Origin of the sequence: Maritalea myrionectae, from assembly GCF_003433515.1 — a bacterium.
Classification (GTDB): Bacteria; Pseudomonadota; Alphaproteobacteria; order Rhizobiales; family Devosiaceae; genus Maritalea; species Maritalea myrionectae.
In genome coordinates this window covers 2,038,655-2,060,713 of record NZ_CP021330.1, presented here as the reverse complement: position 1 = coordinate 2,060,713, position 22,059 = coordinate 2,038,655, and the positions used below count along the sequence as shown (strand labels likewise).

The following is a 22,059-nucleotide window of genomic DNA, read 5'->3' as shown; positions in this document are numbered from 1 at the left end:
ATGGCCGATATTATGGGCCCTCACGCACAGCGGTTGCAGCTGCGCAGGCAATAAATAAGCCCGCGCAGCCATTCAGTTTAAATGCTTTGGCTAACTTCTTCCAAAGCCGCCGCCAGATGGCGTCTGAATAATCACACCTTCACCAGCTGCGCATTCTATTTGTGTCCGTCCGTCTAGTTTGACCTCAGAACCATCAGTACAGATTTTAAAGTTCGCGCCAACTTGGCCATCCGCACCGCCATTTAGTCCCTTTGGCGGCACCACGCGATGCCCGCACAAAAACGAAACGTCCATAGGTTTGAGGAAGCGGATTTGACGGTGAACACCATCGCCGCCCTTATGCGCACCCGTACCTCCAGTGTTGCGGCGAATATGGAAATCCTCCAGCAGCACTGGATAACGTGTTTCCAGAACCTCTGGATCCGTCAATCGTGTATTGGTCATATGTGAATGAACAGCATCGGCACCATCAAATCGGGGCCCAGCACCCGTGCCGCCACAAATTGTTTCATAATATTGGTACTGATCATTGCCGAAATTGAAGTTGTTCATGGTGCCCTGCGCGCCCGCCATTGCTCCCATTGCGGCAAACAGACAATCGGTAACCGCTTGTGAAACCTCAACATTACCAGCCACAACCGCCGCCGGATATTCCGGGGTCAACATGGATTGTTTGGGCAGTCTCACTTCAATTGGGCGCATGCACCCCGCATTCATAGGAATATTTTCATCCACCATACAGCGGAAGGCATAAAGGATCGCGGCGCGCGTGATCGGCTCAGGCGCATTGAAATTGTCCGGCTGTTGATCGCTTGTCCCGGCAAAATCAACAATGGCTTTGCCCTGCTCTTCATCCACCGTGATGGAAACCGATATCTGGCAACCCTGGTCAAATCCAACTATGGCAGTACCATTTTTTAGATTGGAGATCGCGCGTCGCACGCACCCTTCGGCATAGTCCTGGACAAAGCGCATATAGGCGTTCACCACCTCAAGGCCAAAACCGTCGACCATATTCAACAGTTCGGCAACACCCTTCTCATTTGCCGCAATTTGTGCCTTCAAATCAGCGATATTTTGCTCAGGGTTACGACAAGGATATGTTCCATCCGTCAGCGCTTTTTCTATAAACTGGCTTTGGAATGTACCTTGTTTGACCAATATTTCATTGTCGAGAATGACGCCCTCTTCTTCAATGGAAGTCGCCAGCGGCGTCATGGAGCCTGGCGCGATGCCACCAACGTCCGCATGGTGTCCACGCGAAGCGACAAAGAAGAGTGGCGTGGTGCTGCCTTTCGAGAAGACGGGGGTCACCACGGTAATGTCCGGCAAGTGCGTGCCACCATTATATGGTGCGTTGGTCACAAAAACATCGCCCGGATTCATATCAGGATGTGCTTTGATAACGCTGGCGACGGAGCGATCCATCGACCCAAGATGCACCGGCGTATGCGGCGCATTGGCGATCAAGGCGCCATGTCGATCAAAAATTGCGCAGGAAAAGTCCAAGCGTTCCTTGATGTTGGTTGAGCGTGCCGTGTTTTGCAGCCGCACCCCCATCTGTTCAGCAATGGACATAAACAGATTGTTGAAAATCTCCAGCATGACCGGATCGGCCTCTTCTGCCGAAATATTGGCCGCGCCTTGCGCAACTTCTCGTTCGAGCACAATCAGCCCGTTTGACTTAAGGTGAGCGCCCCACCCCGGCTCGACAATAATTGTGCCGATAGCTTCGATAATGATCGCAGGGCCAGATATTTTATGACCGGGGCAAAGGTCGTCGCGTTTATAGACGGATGCTTCTTGCCAGGCCCCACCAGAGAAGAATTTGGTTTGATCAAACGCTTGCGCGTCATCATTTGCTGCCTGAAGGGTCGGCTCTTTATGATTTGATCGGCCACCTGCGGCTTCAACTTCGATAAACTCAATCACGATCTCGGCATTTGGTTCGATAAAACCGAAGCGTTCTTTGTGGATGGTTTCGAACTCAGAACGCATTTCCAACTCTGAGCTCAACACAACTTCAATAGTTGAATCGGTGCCGCGATATTTAAGGTGTGCGGTTGCCTTTACCGTGCAGGAATCATCCGAAATGCCCTGCGCTGCCAGGTTCAACAACATATCGCGCCGCAATTGCTCGTATAGATATTTTGTCTCTTTAAGCGCGTTCACGCTCAGCGTCTGGCCAATTGCTCTTTGGGTTGCGGATTTAATATCGGCCAACCCCATGCCATAGGCAGAGAGAATGCCGGAGAATGGATGCACCAACACCGTGCGCATGCCGAGCCTGTCGGCAACGGCGCAGGCATGTTGGCCCCCGGCCCCGCCAAAGCAGGTTAGGGCATATTTTGAAATGTCATAGCCGCGTTGCACTGAAATTTTCTTCACGGCATTGGCCATGTTTTCGACCGCAATCTTTAAAAAACCTTCTGCAGCCTCTTCCGAAGATTCCAAGCCGGCCTGCCTTGCAATTTCAGCAAACTTGTCACGCACCAAGCCTTGATCAAGGCGTTCATCCTGGTTGGGCCCGAAAATTGCGGGAAAGAACTCCGGCTGCACTTTATTGAGCATCACATTGGCGTCTGTCACCGCCAAGGGGCCGCCACGACGATAGCTTGCGGGCCCTGGGTTGGCGCCAGCTGAATGCGGACCCACGGTAAAGCGGCGTCCGTCAAATTCCAAAATTGAGCCCCCACCCGCAGCCACTGTGTGGATTTTCATCATCGGCGCGCGCATGCGCACGCCTGCAACTTCGGTCTCAAAGTCCTTTTCAAAGTCGCCATTGTAGTGTGCCACATCTGTGGAAGTGCCACCCATGTCAAAGCCGATGATTTTGTCAAACCCGGCCTGTTTGCTGGTTTCCACAGCGCCCACGATGCCGCCAGCGGGACCAGACAAAATCGCGTCCCGCCCGTGGAACATAGAAGCAGCCGTCAAACCACCGGACGACATCATAAACATCAATTTCAGATTGGTGTTTTCCGTATCCAATTCTGAAGCAACGCGATCCACATAGCGGCGAAGTATGGGCGAAAGATACGCATCCACCACCGTGGTGTCGCCACGGCCGACAAATTTGATCAACGGAGACACATCATGACTTGCGGATATTTGCGTGAAACCAATGTTCTCCGCTAAAGCGGCAGCTTGTTTTTCATGATCTGGATGCTGAAATGCGTGCATAAACACAATCGCGACCGCCCGGATGCCCGCATCATAAGCTGCTTGCAAGGCCAATTCCGCTGCCGCTGGATCAAACGCTTCAAGTTCTTCGCCCTGCGCGTCAAAACGGCCGGGCACTTCTGCAACCCGCTCATAAAGCAATTCAGGCTTTTTGATTTCGCGATCAAATAACTTCGGACGCGCCTGATATCCAATTTCAAGCGCGTCAGCGAATCCTTTATTGGTCAGGAAAAGAACCCGATCACCTTTTCGCTCTAGCAACGCGTTGGTGGCAACCGTTGTCCCCATTTTTACAGTCGCAATCTGTTCGGAAGGGATTGCGCGCCCCTTTTCGATGCCCATCAAATCGCGAATGCCTTGAAGCGCCGCATCCGGGTAAGCCTCTGGATTTTCAGACAAAAGCTTGTGTGGCACTAGCTCACCTTCTGGCGTACGTGCCACGATATCGGTGAAGGTTCCACCCCGGTCAATCCAAAAGTCCCACTGGCCACTCACAATGTCATCCTCCGATAAAAAATCCAAATTGCTATTGCTTTATTGATATTTTAATGACAAATTGTCAACGTTACATGACCACTTTTTTTCTGATGGCGAAGTGCTAGACTGGGAATTGGTGGAAACCAGGAGGAAGATATGAATAAGATTTTTCAGGCGGCAACAGCCGCTATTGCTTTGGGGATCGCGTCGACTTCAGCAGGTTTCGCTGAAGATTGGGATATGCCGACCCCCTACCCGGATAAAACATTCCACACCGTGAATATTCAGCAATTTGCTGATGACGTTCGTGAAGCCACAAATGGTGAGTTGAACATCAAACTGCACACAGCTGGTTCGTTGATCAAGCATGGCGAAATCAAGAATTCCGTGCGCAACCAGATTGTGCCTGCTGGCGAGTTTTTCTTGTCCTTGCTTGCAAACGAAGATCCCGCATTTGGCATCGACTCATTGCCATTGGTCGCGGTGAGCTACCAAGACGCAGCGCGCCTTTGGGAAGCCCAAAAGCCTGTGGTTGAAGAATTGTTGGCCAAGCAGCGCTTGAAGCCATTGTTCTCCGTGCCATGGCCCCCACAAGGTCTTTATACCAAAAAAGAAGTGAAAACTGTTGCCGATCTTAACGGCTTGAAATTCCGCTCATATAACGCAAATCTTGAAAAGTTTGCCACCATGGTCGGCGCAGCGCCAACACAGGTAGAAGCGCCAGATATTCCACAAGCCTTTGCCACGGGCCAGGTTGAGGCGATGATCACCTCACCGTCTACCGGCGCCAATTCAAAAGCTTGGGACTTCATTTCACACTACACACCCATCAACGCTTGGGTTCCTAAAAACATCGTGGTTGTGAATGTGGCTGCCTTCAACGCGCTTGATGAGGAAACGCAAGCTGCTGTTTTGAAAGCTGCTGCCGAAGCTGAAGAGCGTGGCTGGAACATGAGCCGTCGTGAAGCAGAAGAGAAAACACAAGTGTTGGCCGACAATGGCGTGACAATTGTGGAACCTTCACAAGAACTTAAAGATGGCTTGGCGAAAGTTGGCGTAGAGCTGCTCGCGGATTGGCGTGCAAATTCAACACCAGCAGCTGATGCTGTGGTTGACGCTTATTTCCAATAAGAATTCTATCAGTGGGCGGCAATTCCTTGCTGCCCACTCATCTTTTGGGGAGGATTGCGCGTGCGCAAGGCACTAGATCGAATATATCTCGCGGCGGGTGCTTTATCCGCCATTTGCATTTTGACCATCTGTGCGTTGGTCACGATGCAGGTTATTTTTAACCTCATCACAAAACTCCTAGGCACACAGTTCGCCTATACAATTCCATCATATGCTGATTTTGCAGGCTTCCTGCTGGCCGCCGCATCATTCTTGGCGCTGGCCTATACGCTCAAGCACGATGGACATATCCGTGTGACGCTGTTTCGCGATTTTCTCAAAGGGCAGTTGGGACGCGCGGTTGAAATCTTTACGCTTGGCCTCTGTGCCGTTGCCGCCGCCTACATGACTTACGCCATGATCGGCCACCTGCACGAATCCATCTCATATGGCGATGTGTCCACCGGCATCATTCCGGTGCCCCTGTGGCTGCCCCAAAGCACTTTGGTGCTGGGCCTCGCACTGTTTACACTCGCATTGGTCGACGACACAATTTGCGCCCTTCTTGGCATAGAACGTGCGGACCACTTAGATGATATCGAAGAGGAACATCACGATGTCTGAGTTGGCCATGATTCTTGTTTTGGTGGGGGCCTTGTTCGGCATGCTCGCCATGGGCATGTGGGTTGGTTTTGCGCTGTCCCTGACCGGGGCCTTGGGCATGTTTATGTTCACCTCCGCACCATTGGGGCCAATTCTGGCCACCACATTTTGGGGCCACAGCCATTCTTGGGCGCTTGCGGCGCTGCCACTCTTTATCCTGATGGGTGAAATTCTGCTGCGGTCGCGCTTGTCCGAAGATATGTTTTCCGGGCTCACGCCCTGGCTTGGCAAAGTGCCAGGTAAGCTCTTGCATGTGAACATTCTGGGCTGCGCAATTTTCGCCGCCGTGTCTGGTTCATCTGCCGCCACAGCCGCCACCATCGGCAAAATGTCTGTGCCGGAACTGCAAAAGCGCAACTATCCAGATAGTTTGATTTTGGGAACACTCGCAGGCTCGGCCACGCTTGGCTTGCTTATTCCACCCTCGATCATCTTGATTGTTTATGGGGTCTCAACCGAGCAATCTATCGCCCGCTTGTTTATCGCTGGCATCTTGCCCGGCATCTTGCTGGTCAGCATGTTTGCGGCCTTTGTCGCCATCACCGCCTTGATGAAACCAGAGATTTTCCCAAAGGAAGAGTTGAACTTTTCTTTCCGGGAAAAACTGAGCGCATCTAAACGCCTTATTCCGGTCATCGCGCTGATCGCAGGTGTTATCGGCTCAATCTATGCCGGCATTGCTTCGCCAACAGATGCGGCCGCCGTGGGCGTTGTCCTGTCGTTGGTTTTGGCGTGGTCCAGCGGTTCGCTGAGCTGGAAAATGTTCCGCGAAAGCGTCATGAACGCCACCATCACCTCGTGCATGATTGCGTTTATTTTGGCTGGCGCTGCCTTCTTGACGGTTTCAATGGGCTTCACAGGCATTCCGCGCAATCTGGCCAGCTGGATCGACACCTTCAACCTTGGCCCTTGGGCCTTGTTGGCCGCCCTCACTGTGTTCTTCATCGTTCTGGGCTGTTTCTTGGACGGGATTTCCGTTGTGGTGCTGACCACAGCTATCATCATGCCAATGATCGAATCCGTTGGCATTGATCCGCTATGGTTTGGCATCTATCTGGTGATTGTGGTGGAGATGTCGCAAATCACACCTCCCGTCGGGTTCAACCTGTTCGTGATTCAGGGGCTGACCGGCCAAAATATCTTTAAGATCGCTATGGCCGCCCTGCCCTTTTTCTTGCTGTTGCTATTGGCAGTGGTGTTAATCACCATCTTCCCCCAAATCGTCACGGCTCTGCCGGGGTTGATGAAGGGCTAAACGCTTTAGAGTGAGGACGCTGCGCGCGAGGCTTGATCATAGAGCCCGCTCAGCGTCCTCATCATCGCCGCCATTTCACTAAGCTGATCCTTATCAACGTCCAGATGCTTCAAGCTGTCTAGCAAGCATTGTTCCCGCACTTCGCGGTATTTGTCGCACAACTCAAAGCCTTGCGTGGTCGTCGAGTAAAACATCTCTTTGCCGCGCTTTTCACCTTCGATCAAACCCGCCTTCAGCAGCTTTTTCAGCGCATAATTCACCGTATGGCTGTCATCGATATTGAGCAAAAAGCAAATGTCAGTGAGCCGCTTTTGACGCTCGCGATGGTTCACATTGTGCAGAACCAGAATTTCAAGTGGTGACAGTTCAGGATTGCCCGAAGCGATCATGCATTTGGTCATCCATCGGCTAAATCCATTATATGCAATGATCAAACCATATTCGAATTCAGACAATTGCCAGCCTTCGGTGGAGGCCAAATGGCGTGAGGAAACAATACGACGCTTCTTCATAATAATACTTTCTAACTCGAACCACACAATATGTGGCCTTATACAATTATGTTTTCCCGCCATTTTACCGATAAAGTTTAAATAAATCTACCTCCTGCACCACACAATTGTCGGGCGTTTTGGAAAAGGCTCAGGTAAATAGCTTTTGGAAACAAGGGAATATGTACCTTGTTCTTATCCACGCTCTATGCTCAACATGTTTGAAAAAACATAGGATCAGACATGTCATTTTTGACCAATGATGCAAATCTGTTCGTAATCGAGTTGACTTATAAAGTGGCGCTCAACGCCGTGGAACCACATTTAGCCGCACACCGCGCGTTCCTTGATGTGCATTATCAGGCGGGACATTTTTTGGCCTCGGGGGCAAAAGTCCCACGCGACGGCGGTATCATTCTCGCAACCGCTGCAAGCAAGGCTGATGTACACGAAATGATCACGCAGGATCCGTTTCACCAACATGATCTGGCACATTACACCATCACCGAATTTGTCCCCTCCAAATCAGCAGACTGTTTGAAATAGCTATGAAACCATCTCGCGATATCCAAGTCCTCATCGACATTATGGCGCGTCTGCGCAATCCCGACGGGGGATGCCCGTGGGATCTTGAGCAGGATTTCGACAGCATCAAACCCCACACGATTGAAGAAGCCTATGAGGTGGCAGAAGCGATTGAAAACAAGGATTTTGATGAATTACGGGACGAATTGGGCGATCTGCTGTTTCAGCCGATCTATTACGCCCAAATGGCCGCGGAGGAAGGCAAATTCGATTTTGGTGACATCGTCTATGGCATATCCGCCAAACTGATCCGACGGCACCCCCATGTGTTTGGCGATTTGAACACGTCTGATCCTGTAGAAGTGAAAAAAGTTTGGGATGGCATCAAAGCGGAAGAACGGGCGCAAAAGGCCGCCCGAAACAAAGGCGCGGTAAAACCCCAAGGCTTCCTTGATGACATACCGCGCGGGCAACCCGCCCTCATGCGCGCGGATAAACTGGCCAAGCGGGCCGCACGCATAGGATTTGATTTTGCCGGGCCAGACCAAGCCGCGGAAAAACTGCATGAAGAGCTGAGCGAAGTACAAGAGGAAATGGCCAGCGGCGCGTCAAAGGAGCGGCTACATGAAGAGCTCGGCGATTTGCTGTTCGCCGTCGCCTCCCTCGCCCGCAAGCTCAGCATTGATCCAGAAACCGCGCTGCAAGATGCCAACGCCAAGTTTATGCGCCGCTTCGCTCATATCGAAAAAGGCTGCGCCGAAAATGGCACAGCCCTTGAGGAAGCCGATTTTGAAACGCTGCAGGCTCTTTGGGATGAAGCGCGTCTCGCAGACAAAGAGCAGGATTAGTGCATCAGAATAAAGGGACCGAACTCCTCCAAAAAGCCTGACATTTTGTTCTTAGGAATGCGGACTTCGTAGACAATGGAAAGCTCGTCTTCACTGCTAAATTGATTGGTCACTTCGCCATTTTCAAAAAGCCAATGCGCTTTACCGGCGGCCTCATGCGGCAGGATCACCCGCTGCAAGCGGCTGCTTTTGGCCAAAATGTCTTCGATCAAGCTGATCAACTCATCGATATTCTGCCCCGTCACGGCTGAAACCTCAACCACCGGCACGTCACTCCGGTGTTGCGCCCGTGCCTGTTCCAATAGCGCCTCGTCAGCTTGGTCGATCTTGTTCCAAACTTCGATAAAGGGCACCTCTTCGGGAGTAACGCCCAAATCTTTCAACACGTCTTCGACATCCTGGGCCTGCGCCAAATGGTCAGGATTTGAGATGTCGCGCACGTGCAACACTAAATGCGCGTCGGTCACTTCCTCCAAGGTGGAGCGAAATGCAGCGACCAAATCTGTCGGCAAATCAGCAATGAACCCTACCGTGTCGGAGAACACAACTTCGCGCTTGTGGGGCAAAACCCGCCGCCGAACCGTGGTGTCGAGCGTCGCAAACAACATGTCCGCCTCTTTCGCTGTCGCACCCGTCAAATAATTGAACAATGTCGACTTACCCGCGTTGGTGTACCCCACCAACGAGATGATTGGATGCGGCACCACTTTGCGTGCCTTGCGTTGTTCGGTACGGGTCTTTTTCACCTTGTCCAAACGCTGGGACAGCAATGTGATCCGGTCTTGCAATTGTCGGCGGTCAGATTCGATTTGGGTTTCCCCGGGACCACCAACAAAGCCCAAGCCACCACGTTGCCGCTCAAGGTGGGTCCAGGAACGCACCAGCCGGCCTTTTTGGTAGGTCAGGTGTGCCAATTCAACTTGCAACACACCTTCACGTGTGGCCGCGCGTTCCCCGAAAATCTCAAGGATCAGCGCAGTACGGTCCAACACCTTGGCGCCGGTTTGTTTTTCAAGATTGCGCTGCTGGATCGGCGACAATTGGCAATCAAGCAAGAGCAACTTGATCTTTTCCTCTTTCACCGTTTCAGCAATAGCTTCCACATGCCCGCCACCAATAAAGGTCGCTGGCTTAATCTCGCGCACGGAAACCACAATCGACTGCACCAACACCAGATTGATCGCATCAGCGAGGCCTTCAAATTCGGCCTTTCGCGCTTCAATCGTGCGGCGATTAGGCTGTCGGGTAATGTCTGGTGTTACCAGCATTGCGCGTGTCGCAGCGGTGCGTCGATCGATTAAAGATTTCGGTCCACGCGCAAAATCCACACCTTCCTGCTGGTCAGTAAGGTGGTCGTTCTTTGATTTATTCAACTGTTTACCTGTCGGTCCTGTTAGCTTTTGTCCGCGTTTTCTGGGTCAAATAGCTGAACGGGTGCGCCTGGCATAATTGTCGAAATTGCATGTTTATAAACGAGCTGCGATTGCGCTTCACGTCTCAGCAACAAACAAAAATTGTCAAACCAGGTGATGACACCTTGCAGCTTTACCCCATTGACCAGAAACACAGTCACTGGAATTTTGTTCTTACGCACATTATTGAGAAAAGAATCTTGCAGATTTTGGCTTTTATCGTTGGGCATTTGGGCCTCTTTTTTTAAACGGTGCTGACGCGCAACTCAAAGTCAGTGCCGTGATTGATGCCACTTTTTAAGGTCGATACGCACCTTCAAAGCGGTCTAATTATTACGATGCCTCCCACCACTACTCGATGCGGCATGTGCTTTTTCTTACGGGCTACTGCCGCAGCAAATTCGCGATTGCTGCAAAGATGATAAGAATTTCAACTCGCCCTGCAAATGCAAATATAGTCATAAGTATAAGGGCTTGTCTACTGGGTTCGGCATCACCATTAAGTCCAAGCACGGTCAATGAGGCGATGGAATTCAGGCTGCCCACGGCCAAGGAGAATGCATCACCAAAGCTATAGCCTAGGGCTGAAAACGCCAGCAGTGCGACGCTCAAGGACAATATGAACAAGAAGAAATAGCTCCAAACCGCCTTAACATTGCGTGCATCTAGGCTTTGACCGCCGATCTTGATGTTGGCCAAAACAGCATGTGGAAAAACCAACTGCCGGGCCTGATTGATCGATTGTTCGAGCATTGTGCCCAATCGGTGAAGTGATATACCGCCCGCTGTCGAGTAAGTTGTTGCCCCACCAATGGCCAACATCCACGCCAAAGTCAGCGGCACACCGCTGCCCACATGTTCATTGTGCAATATGCCTGTTGTTGTCATCAGGGCGGTCACGTCGAAGAAGTTGGCCAACAAGGTGGGGTGATTGTCATTGCCAAAAATCGCGGCTTGGGCGGCGAACAACAATAAAGCGGTCACACACACCAGGCCGATCAGCGCCATGCTTTCACGGTGTTCACTCAGCAGATCGTAGCGCCGATTAACGATCATTTTGTGCCAGATGATCGACGTGCCACCAATCAACATAAACACAATAAGCGTGATCTCCGCTGTCGAGTTATTGAAAATGGACCCGCCTGAAAGCGTGGGCAAATAACCATTTGTCGAAAGGCTTGCAAATGACGCGAGCAGCGCGGTCAACGGGCGCACCCCTTGCAACAACAAAAGCAAAAAGCAGGTAAAGGTCAGCGTGGCATAGGGCACAGCGACTTCACCGAGTGTGCGGAGCAATTTTGGGCTGCCGCTGGTCGATCCGTGCAGCACGAAGCGCAAATCCCGGTTGGGCAAACCGCCAACCTGGAACGGTGCAAGGATGTAAACAATGATCGACAAGGTCAGGAAACCGCCATACCAGCCCAAAACACCACGATAAGCACCCATGGCGCTGGTGATGGCTTGATCGGGCCGTGGTGTCACTCCAAGCGTTGTGGCGGCGGATACAGATTCGACCAGTGCCAGTACAAATGGCTGCCCCTCCAAAACGATAAAAGGCAAAGCACCAATCAGGCATAAGGCCAACCAAACGCACACCGATAGCAAAAACATGTCGCCACGCCGCAATCGCTTGATCTTGCTGTAAAGCGCCACGATTAAACCGCCAGACAACAGGCACAAACCCACGCTGATTAACGCAAACCCTTCAACCGCCGCCCAATCGGACCCGATGACGCCCACGATAAGGGGCACCAAAAGGCAAACAGACAGGCCAAATACAATGATGGCAGCAAATACAATGATGGTTTGCATGAATGTTGGTTGGCGCGAACGGCCCCTTCCCGTTGGTTAGAAGAAGTCGATGCTGACGCGGAACATTTGTTCCACTTTACGAACGGATTTGGCCAGCGCAAACACAATCACCAAATCACCCGCTTCGATGCGTGTGTCGCCATTTGGCATGTGCACTTCGCCGCCACGAATAATCGCCCCAATACGCACGCCTTCACCAAATTTGAAATCTTTGAGCGGCTTGCCCACCAATGGCGATGTTTCGAGCGCCTCAGCCTCAAGCAGTTCTGCTGCACCATTATAAAGCGAATAGACGCCACGAATACGCCCGCGCCGCACGTGGCGCAAGATTTTGGATACGGTGGCTGCACGGGGGTTCAAAAAGGCATCAACATTGAGACGGCGCGCAAAACGTGGATATTGCGCTTGGTTCACCAACGCGATGGTCGTCGCACCACCCATCTCACTGGCCAGCACGCATGACAAAATGTTGGTCTCATCATCGTTGGTGAGGCCCAAAAACATCTGGCACTGCTCAATGCCCACTTCACGCATAATCTCATCGTTCAGCGTCGAACCGTAAACAACGATGGATTTTTCAAGCCTTTCGGCGGCTTGCTGCGCCTTAACGCGGTTGGTTTCGATCAAACGAACAGAGATGCCATCGCGGCTCTCTTCAAGTCGACGGGCCACATATTGCCCCACGTTCCCTGCGCCAGCGATCACAATCTTGTCCGGCAATTCTTCTTTCCGGCCAAACATAGAAAGCACACGGTTCACTTGATCCTTGGCCACACTCACTATGGCCTCGTCCCCTGCGATCATAAAATCATCTGACTTCAGCGCCAGCATTTCACCGTCGCGGATCACGCCCATCACCATCGCTTGCAGGTTGGGGAACAATTCGGTCAATTGATGCAAAGGTGTGTCAATAATCGCGCAGTCTTCTGCCACCGGCACGCTCAAGACCAGCACCTGGTCATCGTCAAATGACACAATATCACTGGCGCCAGGATAGGCCATACGCTGCAAGATCAACTCACCCACCTCAACTTCGGGTGAAATGATCACATCGATCGGCAAATGATCCCGGGCAAACAGATTCGAGAATTCAGACCGCAAATAGTTCTGGGCCCGAATACGGGCAATACGAATAGGCACGTCAAAGATGGAATGCGCCACCTGACAGGCGGTCATGTTCACTTCATCCACCTGGGTCACCGCGATCAGCATATCAGCCTCGCGCGCGCCCGCCTGGGCCAGGATTTCAGGATGAGAACCATGACCATGAATGCCACGTGCATCTAGCGTGTCACGCACCCGCTGCACCAGTTCAGCATTGCTGTCGATCACAGTGACTTCAATGCCTTCTTGCGACAAACGCTCGGCAATGCCGTAGCCCACTTGTCCTGCACCGGAAATAATCACGCGCATAGAATAGCCCTTTTGCTAAATCAGCTCGTCTATGTGTGCCGCGCTGTGCGTAAAATTACAAGCCCCGACTGTAACCAATATCGGCCGAATGCTCAAAGACCGAGCGATTTCAGTTTCCGGTGAAGCGCACTACGTTCCATGCCAACAAATTCGGCTGTTTTTGAAATATTGCCGCCAAACCGTTCAATTTGCGCCGTCAAATATTGCCGTTCAAACACTTCCCGCGCTTCTCTGAGCGGCAAGGACATCAAATGTGCGCTGCCTTCATCATCCCCCACGGTTGGCAATACTTCGCCAATATCGTTGGGCAACATCGCCGCGGTGATTTCCCCGTTTTCGGGAAAGCTGTCGCGGTGCAAAATGATCAAACGCTCTAAAGAGTTGCGCAATTGCCTGGCGTTGCCGGGCCATTCCTGCGCCTGCAACACCGCCATCGCATCGTCAGCAACCGTGAGGCTTTTGATGTTGTGGCTCTCCGCAATCATGTGCAACAGCTGGCTCACCAGCGGCGGAATATCTTCCCGACGCTCTTTTAGGGCTGGCACATTGAGCGGAATCACCGCGAGACGGTGAAACAGATCGCTTCTAAAACGCTGATTGTCGACCATCTGCTTGATGTTGGACGAACATGACGAAACCACCCGCACATCAACGGCCACATTTTGCTGGCCATTCACCCGCTGAAATTTGTTTTCCACCAGCGCACGCAGCAAATTGGTTTGGATTTCAGGGGGCAAAAATTCAATCTCAGATAAAAACAAAGTGCCGCCGTGCGCGCGTTCAAACGCCCCGCTCACAATGGTTTTGCCACCCTCACTCAACACCTCTTTGCCAAACAAGGTCTCCGCCATCTCATCAACGTTCAGCATGGCCAGCTTCACCTCGATAAAAGGCGCCGCCGCGCGGTGCGAACTATCATGCAATTGTCGCGCACAAAGGCCCTTGCCTGTGCCGGACGGACCCGCAAAAAATACCCGCGAATTTGTCGGGGCGCAACGCTCGATCTGCGCGCGGATGTTCGCCAAGGCTGAAGATTGACCAACCAATTGGGCATGCTGCACACCGGAGCGTTGGCGCAAATCTTCCACTTCTGTCTTGAGGCGGTCCGCCTCCATGGCGCGCTTGGCCACCAGCAACAAGCGATCCATTTTGAAAGGTTTTTCAATATAGTCGTAGGCGCCTCGGCGAATGGCGGAAACGGCCGTTTCCACATTGCCGTGGCCAGAAATCATCACCACAGGCAAATCGCTGTGCCGTTCCATCAACGCGTCGAGCAGCTGCAAACCATCAAGGCGCGAGCCCTGCATCCAAATGTCCAAAAAGACTAGATTGGGACGACGACCCTCGATCGACTCCAACGCCGAATCTGCATCATGTGCAATGCGTGTTTCGTATCCTTCGTCCTCCAAGATACCCGCAATAAGCTCGCGAATATCCTCCTCATCATCCACGATGAGTACGTCCAATGCCATCAGGCTGTTCCCTTCAGTTTCTGATCAGTTGGTTCGGTTTGACCAATGACTTGCGGTTTGTTCTTATTTTCTGGCGAGTTTGTGGCAGGCGGTTCAAGTTGTTCAGCTTTTTGCTTTTTCGGCAAGGTGAAAGCAAATACCGCACCCACCTGCCCGTGCGCATCAGCAGGCGCATCGTAAAGGTCGACGCGACCATTATGCTGTTCCACAATTTTCGATACAATCGCGAGCCCCAGGCCCGTGCCTTTGTCGCGTGTGGTGTTATAGGGTTCTAGCAATCTTAGGCGGTTTTCCTTTGGCCACCCTTTGCCATTGTCACTCACTGTGACTTGATAGTGATCGCCCACATCTTCAACCCCGACATAGATCGTAGGATCCTGTATTTTCCCACCCTGCGACTCAATCGATTCTGCAGCGTTTTTGATCAAATTGGTCAAAACCTGCGACATCAATCGATCGTCAAACTGGGCCACCATTTCGCCATCGGGGATTTGTGAATGCAGGGCAATATCAGGATGGCGAACGCCTTCACTGAACACAGCCTGGCGAACTGTTTCACCTAAATCATATTTTTCAAAACTCGCGGAGGGCATACGCGCAAAGGTGGAAAATTCGTCGACCATGCGGCCAATATCACCAACTTGGCGAACGATGGTGTTGGTGCACTTGTCGAACACTTCATAATCGTCAGCCAACTTATCTTTATAGCGGCGGCGTAACCGCTCGGCGGAGAGTTGAATTGGCGTCAGCGGGTTCTTAATTTCGTGCGCAATGCGCCGTGCCACATCCGCCCAAACGCTGGTGCGTTGCGCGGCAATCAGGTCAGAAATATCATCTAACGTGATCACATAGCCTTTAGAGCTATCAATCGTCCCCTCACGGGTAATCCGCACTTGGTAAGTGCGCTCCTCACCCTGACGGTTATTCAGCACGATCTGTTCTTGAATTTGCCCACTCTTGTTGCTCTGCGCCTGATCGAAGATTTTGCCCAATTCAACCGCCATCTCGTGCAACGACGCACCAATCATATCTTTTTCGTCAATTTCAAATATGGAAGACGCCCGGCCGTTCACAATGGTCACATGGCCGTCGGGATCGAGCCCAATAATGCCAGCAGACACACCTTCAAGCACCGCCTCAGTAAACTGCCGGCGCTGGTCAATGGTTTCGTTGGCGGAGATTAGCGCCCCATGCTGTTCGGACAATTGTGAGGTCATGCGATTGAACCGGGCAGAAAGGTCACGCATATCGCCAGTGGTGCCTTTGGTGGGCACCCGCACATTCAAATCACCTGTAGACACCCGGTTTGACGCAATCATCAGATTTCGGATTGGCGCAACCAGCCGATTGGCGAGATAAATGCCCACCCAGACCGCGGCCAGCAGCACAACAATCGCCAAACCGATATACATGATCGCAAAGGTGATCTGAAACACCAGTCGGTTTGATTCATATTCGCGATATTCATTCACATTTTGCTCGGTGAGGCGCATATATTCGAGGACTTCAGCCTCCACGCCCCGCGCCACAAACAAATAGTGATCAGGATAATTATCAAGCTTTATAACACCGCCAACAAAGGAGAACTTGCGCCCGGGTCGGATGAGCTCAATGGTATTCTCATCAACTCCAGTGAGCAGGTCATCGGGCAATTGCGGCGGTGTTCCGGCGGCATTAATCTGCGCCCGCTCAACAATCTCACGGTCGCCATTAAGAATGAAAACATAGGGCAATGACCGAACTTGGGCCAAAGTTGTGAGAATGCGCACATAGTTTTCTCGGTTTTCTTCAAACACATCAGACACGCGTTCAAGCTCACCAGAAATGCCAATAATGTCATTGCGCAAAACATTGGCATGTTCCTGCAAATAGGATTGCGCAACTTGGTTTGAGCTTTCCACCATGGCGCGCGAACGTTCAGAAAACCAGTGATCCAAGCCTTGGTTCAGCGCGAACGTGGCAATCAACGCAACGATGAACGCGGGCACTGCCGCCGCCACGGCAAACATGCCAACCAGTCGAACATGCAGTCCAGAGCCTGCTTGTTTGGAGATACGGGCCCGCACAAGAAGGAAACCTTCGGTGATCAGCAATGCAATCACCAGCACCACCAGCACCGCATTAATCAACCAAATGATAGCCCAAACGCTGGGCTCTGGCTCAATTGCTGTGGCCCCGGTGAGCACCAGAAATGAGGCCACCGCACTCACAACCGAAGCGAGCACCAAAACAACCCCAAAAACCCGGAGCGCGCGGTTTTGCCTGAGCGACAATTGTTTGATTTTGGGTTGGATGGTGTCGTTCACAAAGTTCGCCTAAGCATATTACAAAATTGGCATCACAGCCCTAACGCAATAGCGCCCTATTGCGGTAAAACTGTGACATATTTATCAACAGGTTGGCGCAAAACTGCAGCAGTGGCAAGGTGTTTGTGGCAAAAATGTTACAGCGCTATCGGCCGTTGCCCTGTTTATTGACGTGTATATTGTGGGCTTGGATCTTCTTCCGTAGGGTATTCCGGTTCAATCCCAGTAATTCTGAAGCACGAATTTGATTTCCATTACAATGATTTAATGTAATTTCTAAAAGTGGAACTTCAATTTCATCAATAATGCACTGATAAAGCCCGTTGGCGGGGAGTTCAGGCTGCGCTTTGGCAAATAACGACAATAAATGGCGCTCGACCATCTCACCCAAATCATCACTTTTTGCAGGCGAATTATTGAGTTGTGGGGCCGCCTCGCCAACACTCAGTTCCTGCCGAACGGTCTCGGCGGAAATGACTTCATCTGGATAAAGCGCCACAAAGCGCTGCACCAGATTTTCAAGTTCCCGCACATTGCCGGGCCAATTATGTTGCCGCAACAGGTCCAGTGCCGATTTTTCAAACGCCTTGACCGGCTCACCGTCTGGCGTAAATTTCTGCGCAAAATGCTGGGCCAAATCAGCCACGTCATCCGCCCGCTCGCGTAATGCCGGCATATGCAATTGCACCACGTTTAGGCGGTAAAACAAATCTTCGCGGAACAGGCCTTGTCGGATCATTTGATGTAGATCTCGGTGCGTCGCGGCAACAATACGCACATCCGTTTCAATCGTGTCCCGACCGCCAACGCGGGTAAACTCGCCCTCTTGCAATACACGCAATAACCGTGTTTGCGCCGCCATCGGCATGTCGCCGATTTCATCCAGGAACAACGTGCCCCCCGCAGCCCGTTCAAAATGACCAATGGAACGTCCGTGTGCGCCGGTAAACGCGCCTTTTTCGTGGCCAAACAGCTCAGATTCGATCAAATCTTGGGGGATGGCGGCCATATTGATGGCGTTAAAGGGGCCGCCCTTGCGCTTGCCAAAATCATGCAGCGCCCGCGCCACCACTTCTTTGCCGGTGCCACTTTCGCCAGAAATCATCACCGTAAGGTCTGTCTGGATCAGCCGCGCCATGGTCCGATAAACCTCTTGCATCGGCCCAGATCGGCCCACAAGCGGCATTTCTTCATCATTTGGCGCTGCGGCCAAGTCTTTCTTCTTCTGGCTGTCTCGCTCGGCCAATGCTTTGGCCACAGTTGACGTGAGTTCCCCCAAATCAAATGGCTTCGGCAAATATTCAAACGCCCCCGCTTCACTGGCGCGGACCGCCGTCATAAAGGTATTTTGCGCGCTCATCACAATAATCGGCAAGTCCGGACGCGCCTTCTTGATGCGCGGCAACAAGTCAAACGCGCTGCCGTCAGGCATCATCACATCTGTGATCAGCAGATCGCCATCACCCCGCGCAATATGGTTCCACATGGTGGACAAATTGCTCATGGGGAACACTTCATAGTCGGCGCGGGTCAGCGCTTGGCTCAGCACCATTCGTATGGATGCATCATCGTCCGCCACCAATATTGTGCGTTCACTCATTGCGCATTGCTCCCTTTTTCGCCCTTTTGGGCTTTGAAATTGGCAAGAGGGTGCGCATTTTCGTGCGGCCACCTGCACTATCCGCATCCACAATGCCGCCATGCACGCCCACCAATTTCGCCACCAGCGCAAGGCCCAAGCCGCCGCCAGTTTGTTTTGATGTGACAAATGGATCGAAAATATGCGGCAATATATCCTCGGCGATGCCGCCGCCATTATCTTCAACGCAAATTTCAAGCGGCAGTGACATGCGGTTGCCTGTGCCCGGAATGCCAATCGAAATACCTGGGCGGTAGGCCGTGCTAACCACGATCTCACCCTTATCCTGTCCGACGATGGCCTCAGCGGCGTTCTTAAACAGGTTGAGATAGATTTGAACCAGCTGATCCCAATTTCCCAAAACAGGCGGTAAAGAGGGGTCAAAATGCTTTGAAATGATCATACCCTTGGCAAAGCCATTTTGCGCAATCAACTCCACATGGTTCAGCACTTCATGAATATTGACGGAGGTGAATTCAGGCTGGCGTTCGTCGCCAAACTCCTCCATCCGATCCACTAGCTTCACGATGCGCCCAACTTCTTCCTGCACCAATCGAGCAAGCGGGCGATCTTTTTCTTCTGCCGACTGCTCCAGCAGTTGCGCCGCGCCTTTGATACCCGAAAGCGGGTTTTTGATTTCATGCGCCAGCATCGCCGCCAGGCCAATCACAGACCTTGCCGCGCCGCGCGATGTGAGCTGCTTGTCGATCTTGTCGGCCATCGTGCGCTCGATCAGCGTCAAAACAGTCAGGCTGGAATCATTCGCCATCGGCGTGGCGTGCGCGTCCACCAACCGTTCCTCTGGCATATTGATGTTGGCGATGGGAATGCGATGTTCACGCGACCCTGCGTCGCGCCCCCGCACCCGATCCAAAAGATTGAGTAACGGCGAAGACGGGGCCACCAGATCATCCACTTGTTGACGCTTCAAGCGGCTTTCCGAAGTGGAAAAGAAATCCTGCGCCGCATAGTTGGCCATGATGATCTTGTTGTCTGTGTTACAAATCAAAATGGGATGGGCGATGGCTTGAAAAGCGGAGTGCGCCAGTTCTATCGATGTGGCGTTCATGCGGCGGTTGCCTCTACTTGATCAAAGATCGTTGCCAAAATGTCAGGTACATCCGCACTTTTGTCGGCTGTCAGAAGCCGCTTTCGCGTTGCCCCGTCAATTGCGGCGCCTTCATGCTCCAACACTTCTAAATACCATCCCAAATGCTTGCGCGCACAACGCACGCCCAATTGCTCGCCATATTCGTCAATGATCATGGCGTAATGCTCAAGGATCAGCGCGAGACGCGCTTGACCTGTTGGCGCAGCTTCCGGTGTGCGGCCCGCGAGGGCATCGCCCACCTGCCCCACCAGCCAGGGCTGGCCTTGCGCACCGCGCCCGATCATCACCGCTTGCGCACCAGATGCCGCAAGGGCGTCGCGCGCGGCGTTCAGGTCAACAATGTCGCCATTGACCACAACGGGAACCTTCACGGCATCCACAACCTCGCGGATAGGCGCCCAGCGCGCCTTGCCTTTGTAAAATTGCTGACGTGTCCGCCCGTGAACCGTCACCATTTGCACCCCGCACGCTTCTGCGTCTTTGGCCAATTGTGGCGCATTCAGGTTCTCATCGTTCCAGCCGAGCCGCATTTTCAGCGTCACGGGCCGCGTTGTGGCCGCCACCACTGCTTCGATGATCTCAACAGCCTTGTCCGGCACCCGCATAAGCGCAGACCCAGCATAGCCATTCGTTACACGCTTGGAGGGGCAACCCATATTGATGTCGATAATGTCCGCACCAGCATCCTCAGCGATTTTGGCACCTTCGGCCAACCAATGCGGTTCGCACCCCGCCAATTGAACGATATGTGGCAACTTTTCCGGCCGTCCCAAACGTCGCGCCATGTCCTTATGTCCATTTGTCAAAGCAGCGCTGGCAATCATTTCTGACACCACCATGCCCGCACCAAAACGGGCGGAAATGGTGCGAAAGCTCTTGTCCGTTATGCCGGAGAGCGGCGCCAGGAAGGCGTTATTGGGCAGCGTATGGTCGCCAATCTTAATGGGAGAAAGCATATTCGCTCATTTTTTAAGCAGTTTTGTAATCTGCTTAATTTGTAGACAGAATCGGATGTTTTTGCAACCAATTTGCTGAAATTTCGACCATTCCTTACAAATATGCGTCAAAATCAGGCGCGCGAGTGGTTGGCGCTCTCATCCTCTTGCAGTTCATTTCAATGCCAGCTAAACCCAAGAAGACCACTTTCAGGATGAATTATGACACCCCGAGCTCCTAAGGTTGCCGTTATCATTGTTGCCGCAGGTTCCGGCAGCCGCATGGGCAGCGCCGAAATGCCGAAGCAATATCTGAACTTGGCTGGCAAGCCCGTGCTCACCCGCACGATCGAAGCATTTGTTCAATCAGATGCAGTCCGCAAGGTGTTGCCAGTGATCAATGATAAACATGAAACCATGTTTGCCGATTTGGGGCTGAACGATGCAAAGCTACTACCTGCGATCTTTGGCGGGGCGGATCGTCAGACGTCCGTTTTTAACGGCCTCAACGCATTGAAGGATGAAGCCCCTGACATTGTCCTGATTCATGACGCCGCTCGGCCCTTCGTCTCTGATGAATTGATCGGTAAATGCATCCAGACTGCCGCAACGTTCGGCGGCGCCCTACCCGCGCTGCAAGTGACCGATACGCTGAAAAAGGCGAACAAGGACGGTTCCGTCGAACAAACGCTGGACCGTATGGCCCACTATTTGGCGCAAACGCCCCAAGCGTTCAAATATGAGCTCATTTTAAAGGCCCACCAGTCGGCCGCGACGGCGGATACAAGTTTCACTGATGATGCATCAATCGCTGAATGGGCCGGCTTGAATGTCAAAATTGTCGACGGCGAGCCAAACAACTTTAAAATTACCATCCCTCAAGATTTGGACCGTGCGGAAATGAGTTTAGCAACACCAATGGAAACACGTGTGGGCACGGGCTTTGATGTCCACGCTTTTGAAGCGGGTGATCATGTCATTTTGGGCGGCATTCAAATTCCACACACCGCAAAACTAAAGGGCCATTCCGACGCTGATGTTGGGCTGCACACGCTCACAGATGCGCTTTACGGCGCCATGGCAGATGGTGATATCGGCCAGCATTTCCCCCCATCGGAAATGGAATGGCACAAGGCAGATTCAGCCCAATTCCTCGAACATGCTGCTTCGCGATTGCGCGATCGTGGCGGTCGACTTGTACATTTAGATTTGACACTGATCTGCGAAGCCCCCAAAATCGGCCCGCATTGTGAAAAGATGCGCCAGCGCATCGCGCAAATTGCTGATGTTTCAATGTCCCGTGTCTCCGTAAAGGCCACAACAACGGAGAAATTGGGATTTACAGGCCGCAAGGAAGGCATTGCGGCACAAGCGGCGGTCACCATTGAGGTGCCAGTAAAGGATTAA

The 22,059-nt window shown here is 52.3% G+C and carries 17 protein-coding genes; 6 read left to right on the top strand and 11 right to left on the bottom strand.

The window, feature by feature from the left end:
- Nucleotides 1-90 precede the first annotated feature (90 nt).
- Nucleotides 91-3,678 carry a hydantoinase B/oxoprolinase family protein gene (locus MXMO3_RS10465; RefSeq protein WP_117396780.1) on the bottom strand — a complete coding sequence of 1,196 codons (3,588 nt, stop codon included), beginning with the start codon at nt 3,676-3,678 and terminating at the stop codon, nt 91-93.
- Between the two features lie 138 nt (nt 3,679-3,816).
- Here MXMO3_RS10465 and MXMO3_RS10460 point away from each other — a divergent pair, with 138 nt between their 5' ends.
- From MXMO3_RS10460 to MXMO3_RS10450, 3 genes are read left to right on the top strand one after another with little or no spacing between them, the layout of a single operon-like run.
- Entirely contained in the window at nt 3,817-4,791 is a 975-nt protein-coding gene (locus MXMO3_RS10460; protein ID WP_036222589.1) for a TRAP transporter substrate-binding protein, read from the top strand.
- A 60-nt stretch (nt 4,792-4,851) separates the two neighbouring features.
- Complete coding sequence (locus tag MXMO3_RS10455; RefSeq protein WP_205468007.1) at nt 4,852-5,394, top strand: TRAP transporter small permease; 543 nt, start codon at nt 4,852-4,854, stop codon at nt 5,392-5,394.
- Complete coding sequence (locus MXMO3_RS10450; protein WP_027835323.1) at nt 5,387-6,688, top strand: TRAP transporter large permease; 1,302 nt, start codon at nt 5,387-5,389, stop codon at nt 6,686-6,688. Before MXMO3_RS10455 ends, MXMO3_RS10450 begins: the two co-directional genes overlap by 8 nt.
- A 5-nt stretch (nt 6,689-6,693) precedes the next feature.
- Here MXMO3_RS10450 and MXMO3_RS10445 read toward each other — a convergent pair whose 3' ends face one another.
- The gene (locus MXMO3_RS10445; protein ID WP_036222587.1) at nt 6,694-7,200 is read right to left on the bottom strand and encodes a winged helix DNA-binding protein; all 507 of its coding nucleotides are present in this window, start codon (nt 7,198-7,200) and stop codon (nt 6,694-6,696) included.
- Nucleotides 7,201-7,422: 222 nt separating this feature from the next.
- Here MXMO3_RS10445 and MXMO3_RS10440 point away from each other — a divergent pair, with 222 nt between their 5' ends.
- On the top strand, nt 7,423-7,725 hold the full coding sequence (locus tag MXMO3_RS10440; RefSeq protein WP_245985721.1) for a YciI family protein: 303 nt from the start codon (nt 7,423-7,425) through the stop codon (nt 7,723-7,725).
- Nucleotides 7,726-7,727: 2 nt separating this feature from the next.
- Entirely contained in the window at nt 7,728-8,552 is an 825-nt protein-coding gene (gene mazG, locus MXMO3_RS10435) for a nucleoside triphosphate pyrophosphohydrolase (protein WP_117395828.1), read from the top strand.
- On the opposite strand, the gene hflX is transcribed toward mazG, so the two are convergent.
- The 9 genes from hflX to dusB all read right to left on the bottom strand — a co-directional run bounded on the left by hflX (nt 8,549) and on the right by dusB (nt 20,673).
- Nucleotides 8,549-9,925: a GTPase HflX gene (gene hflX / locus MXMO3_RS10430; protein WP_245985719.1), complete on the bottom strand. Its 1,377-nt coding sequence runs from the start codon at nt 9,923-9,925 to the stop codon at nt 8,549-8,551. The two genes, mazG and hflX, sit on opposite strands and share 4 nt — an antisense overlap.
- A gap of 20 nt (nt 9,926-9,945) precedes the next feature.
- On the bottom strand, nt 9,946-10,194 hold the full coding sequence (gene hfq, locus MXMO3_RS10425) for an RNA chaperone Hfq (RefSeq protein ID WP_027835318.1): 249 nt from the start codon (nt 10,192-10,194) through the stop codon (nt 9,946-9,948).
- A 154-nt stretch (nt 10,195-10,348) separates the two neighbouring features.
- Nucleotides 10,349-11,776 carry a TrkH family potassium uptake protein gene (locus MXMO3_RS10420; RefSeq protein WP_117395827.1) on the bottom strand — a complete coding sequence of 476 codons (1,428 nt, stop codon included), beginning with the start codon at nt 11,774-11,776 and terminating at the stop codon, nt 10,349-10,351.
- Nucleotides 11,777-11,812: 36 nt separating this feature from the next.
- On the bottom strand, nt 11,813-13,189 hold the full coding sequence (gene trkA / locus MXMO3_RS10415) for a Trk system potassium transporter TrkA (protein ID WP_027835316.1): 1,377 nt from the start codon (nt 13,187-13,189) through the stop codon (nt 11,813-11,815).
- A 92-nt stretch (nt 13,190-13,281) separates the two neighbouring features.
- Complete coding sequence (gene ntrX / locus MXMO3_RS10410) at nt 13,282-14,661, bottom strand: nitrogen assimilation response regulator NtrX (RefSeq protein WP_027835315.1); 1,380 nt, start codon at nt 14,659-14,661, stop codon at nt 13,282-13,284.
- Nucleotides 14,661-16,967, bottom strand: a complete 2,307-nt coding sequence (locus tag MXMO3_RS10405) for a sensor histidine kinase NtrY-like (RefSeq protein WP_051213761.1) — start codon at nt 16,965-16,967, stop codon at nt 14,661-14,663. Before MXMO3_RS10405 ends, ntrX begins: the two co-directional genes overlap by 1 nt.
- Before the next feature lie 145 nt (nt 16,968-17,112).
- Entirely contained in the window at nt 17,113-18,567 is a 1,455-nt protein-coding gene (gene ntrC / locus MXMO3_RS10400) for a nitrogen regulation protein NR(I) (protein ID WP_117395826.1), read from the bottom strand.
- Nucleotides 18,560-19,675, bottom strand: a complete 1,116-nt coding sequence (locus MXMO3_RS10395; RefSeq protein WP_117395825.1) for a two-component system sensor histidine kinase NtrB — start codon at nt 19,673-19,675, stop codon at nt 18,560-18,562. Before MXMO3_RS10395 ends, ntrC begins: the two co-directional genes overlap by 8 nt.
- Nucleotides 19,672-20,673 (bottom strand): tRNA dihydrouridine synthase DusB, encoded by a 1,002-nt coding sequence (dusB, locus tag MXMO3_RS10390; RefSeq protein ID WP_117395824.1) that lies wholly within the window; start codon nt 20,671-20,673, stop codon nt 19,672-19,674. The genes MXMO3_RS10395 and dusB overlap by 4 nt, the downstream gene beginning before the upstream one ends.
- 201 nt (nt 20,674-20,874) lie before the next feature.
- Between dusB and MXMO3_RS10385 the strand changes: the two genes are divergently transcribed.
- Nucleotides 20,875-22,059, top strand: a complete 1,185-nt coding sequence (locus tag MXMO3_RS10385) for a bifunctional 2-C-methyl-D-erythritol 4-phosphate cytidylyltransferase/2-C-methyl-D-erythritol 2,4-cyclodiphosphate synthase (protein WP_117395823.1) — start codon at nt 20,875-20,877, stop codon at nt 22,057-22,059.

Coding starts and splice junctions, on each gene's coding strand:
- MXMO3_RS10460 (WP_036222589.1), top strand. CDS start 3,817: ATGAATAAGATTTTTCAGGCGGCAACAGCCGCTATTGCTTTGGGGATC.
- MXMO3_RS10450 (WP_027835323.1), top strand. CDS start 5,387: ATGTCTGAGTTGGCCATGATTCTTGTTTTGGTGGGGGCCTTGTTCGGC.
- MXMO3_RS10445 (WP_036222587.1), bottom strand. CDS start 7,200: ATGAAGAAGCGTCGTATTGTTTCCTCACGCCATTTGGCCTCCACCGAA.
- MXMO3_RS10440 (WP_245985721.1), top strand. CDS start 7,423: ATGTCATTTTTGACCAATGATGCAAATCTGTTCGTAATCGAGTTGACT.
- mazG (WP_117395828.1), top strand. CDS start 7,728: ATGAAACCATCTCGCGATATCCAAGTCCTCATCGACATTATGGCGCGT.
- hfq (WP_027835318.1), bottom strand. CDS start 10,194: ATGCCCAACGATAAAAGCCAAAATCTGCAAGATTCTTTTCTCAATAAT.
- MXMO3_RS10420 (WP_117395827.1), bottom strand. CDS start 11,776: ATGCAAACCATCATTGTATTTGCTGCCATCATTGTATTTGGCCTGTCT.
- trkA (WP_027835316.1), bottom strand. CDS start 13,189: ATGCGCGTGATTATTTCCGGTGCAGGACAAGTGGGCTACGGCATTGCC.
- ntrX (WP_027835315.1), bottom strand. CDS start 14,661: ATGGCATTGGACGTACTCATCGTGGATGATGAGGAGGATATTCGCGAG.
- ntrC (WP_117395826.1), bottom strand. CDS start 18,567: ATGAGTGAACGCACAATATTGGTGGCGGACGATGATGCATCCATACGA.
- MXMO3_RS10395 (WP_117395825.1), bottom strand. CDS start 19,675: ATGAACGCCACATCGATAGAACTGGCGCACTCCGCTTTTCAAGCCATC.
- dusB (WP_117395824.1), bottom strand. CDS start 20,673: ATGCTTTCTCCCATTAAGATTGGCGACCATACGCTGCCCAATAACGCC.
- MXMO3_RS10385 (WP_117395823.1), top strand. CDS start 20,875: ATGACACCCCGAGCTCCTAAGGTTGCCGTTATCATTGTTGCCGCAGGT.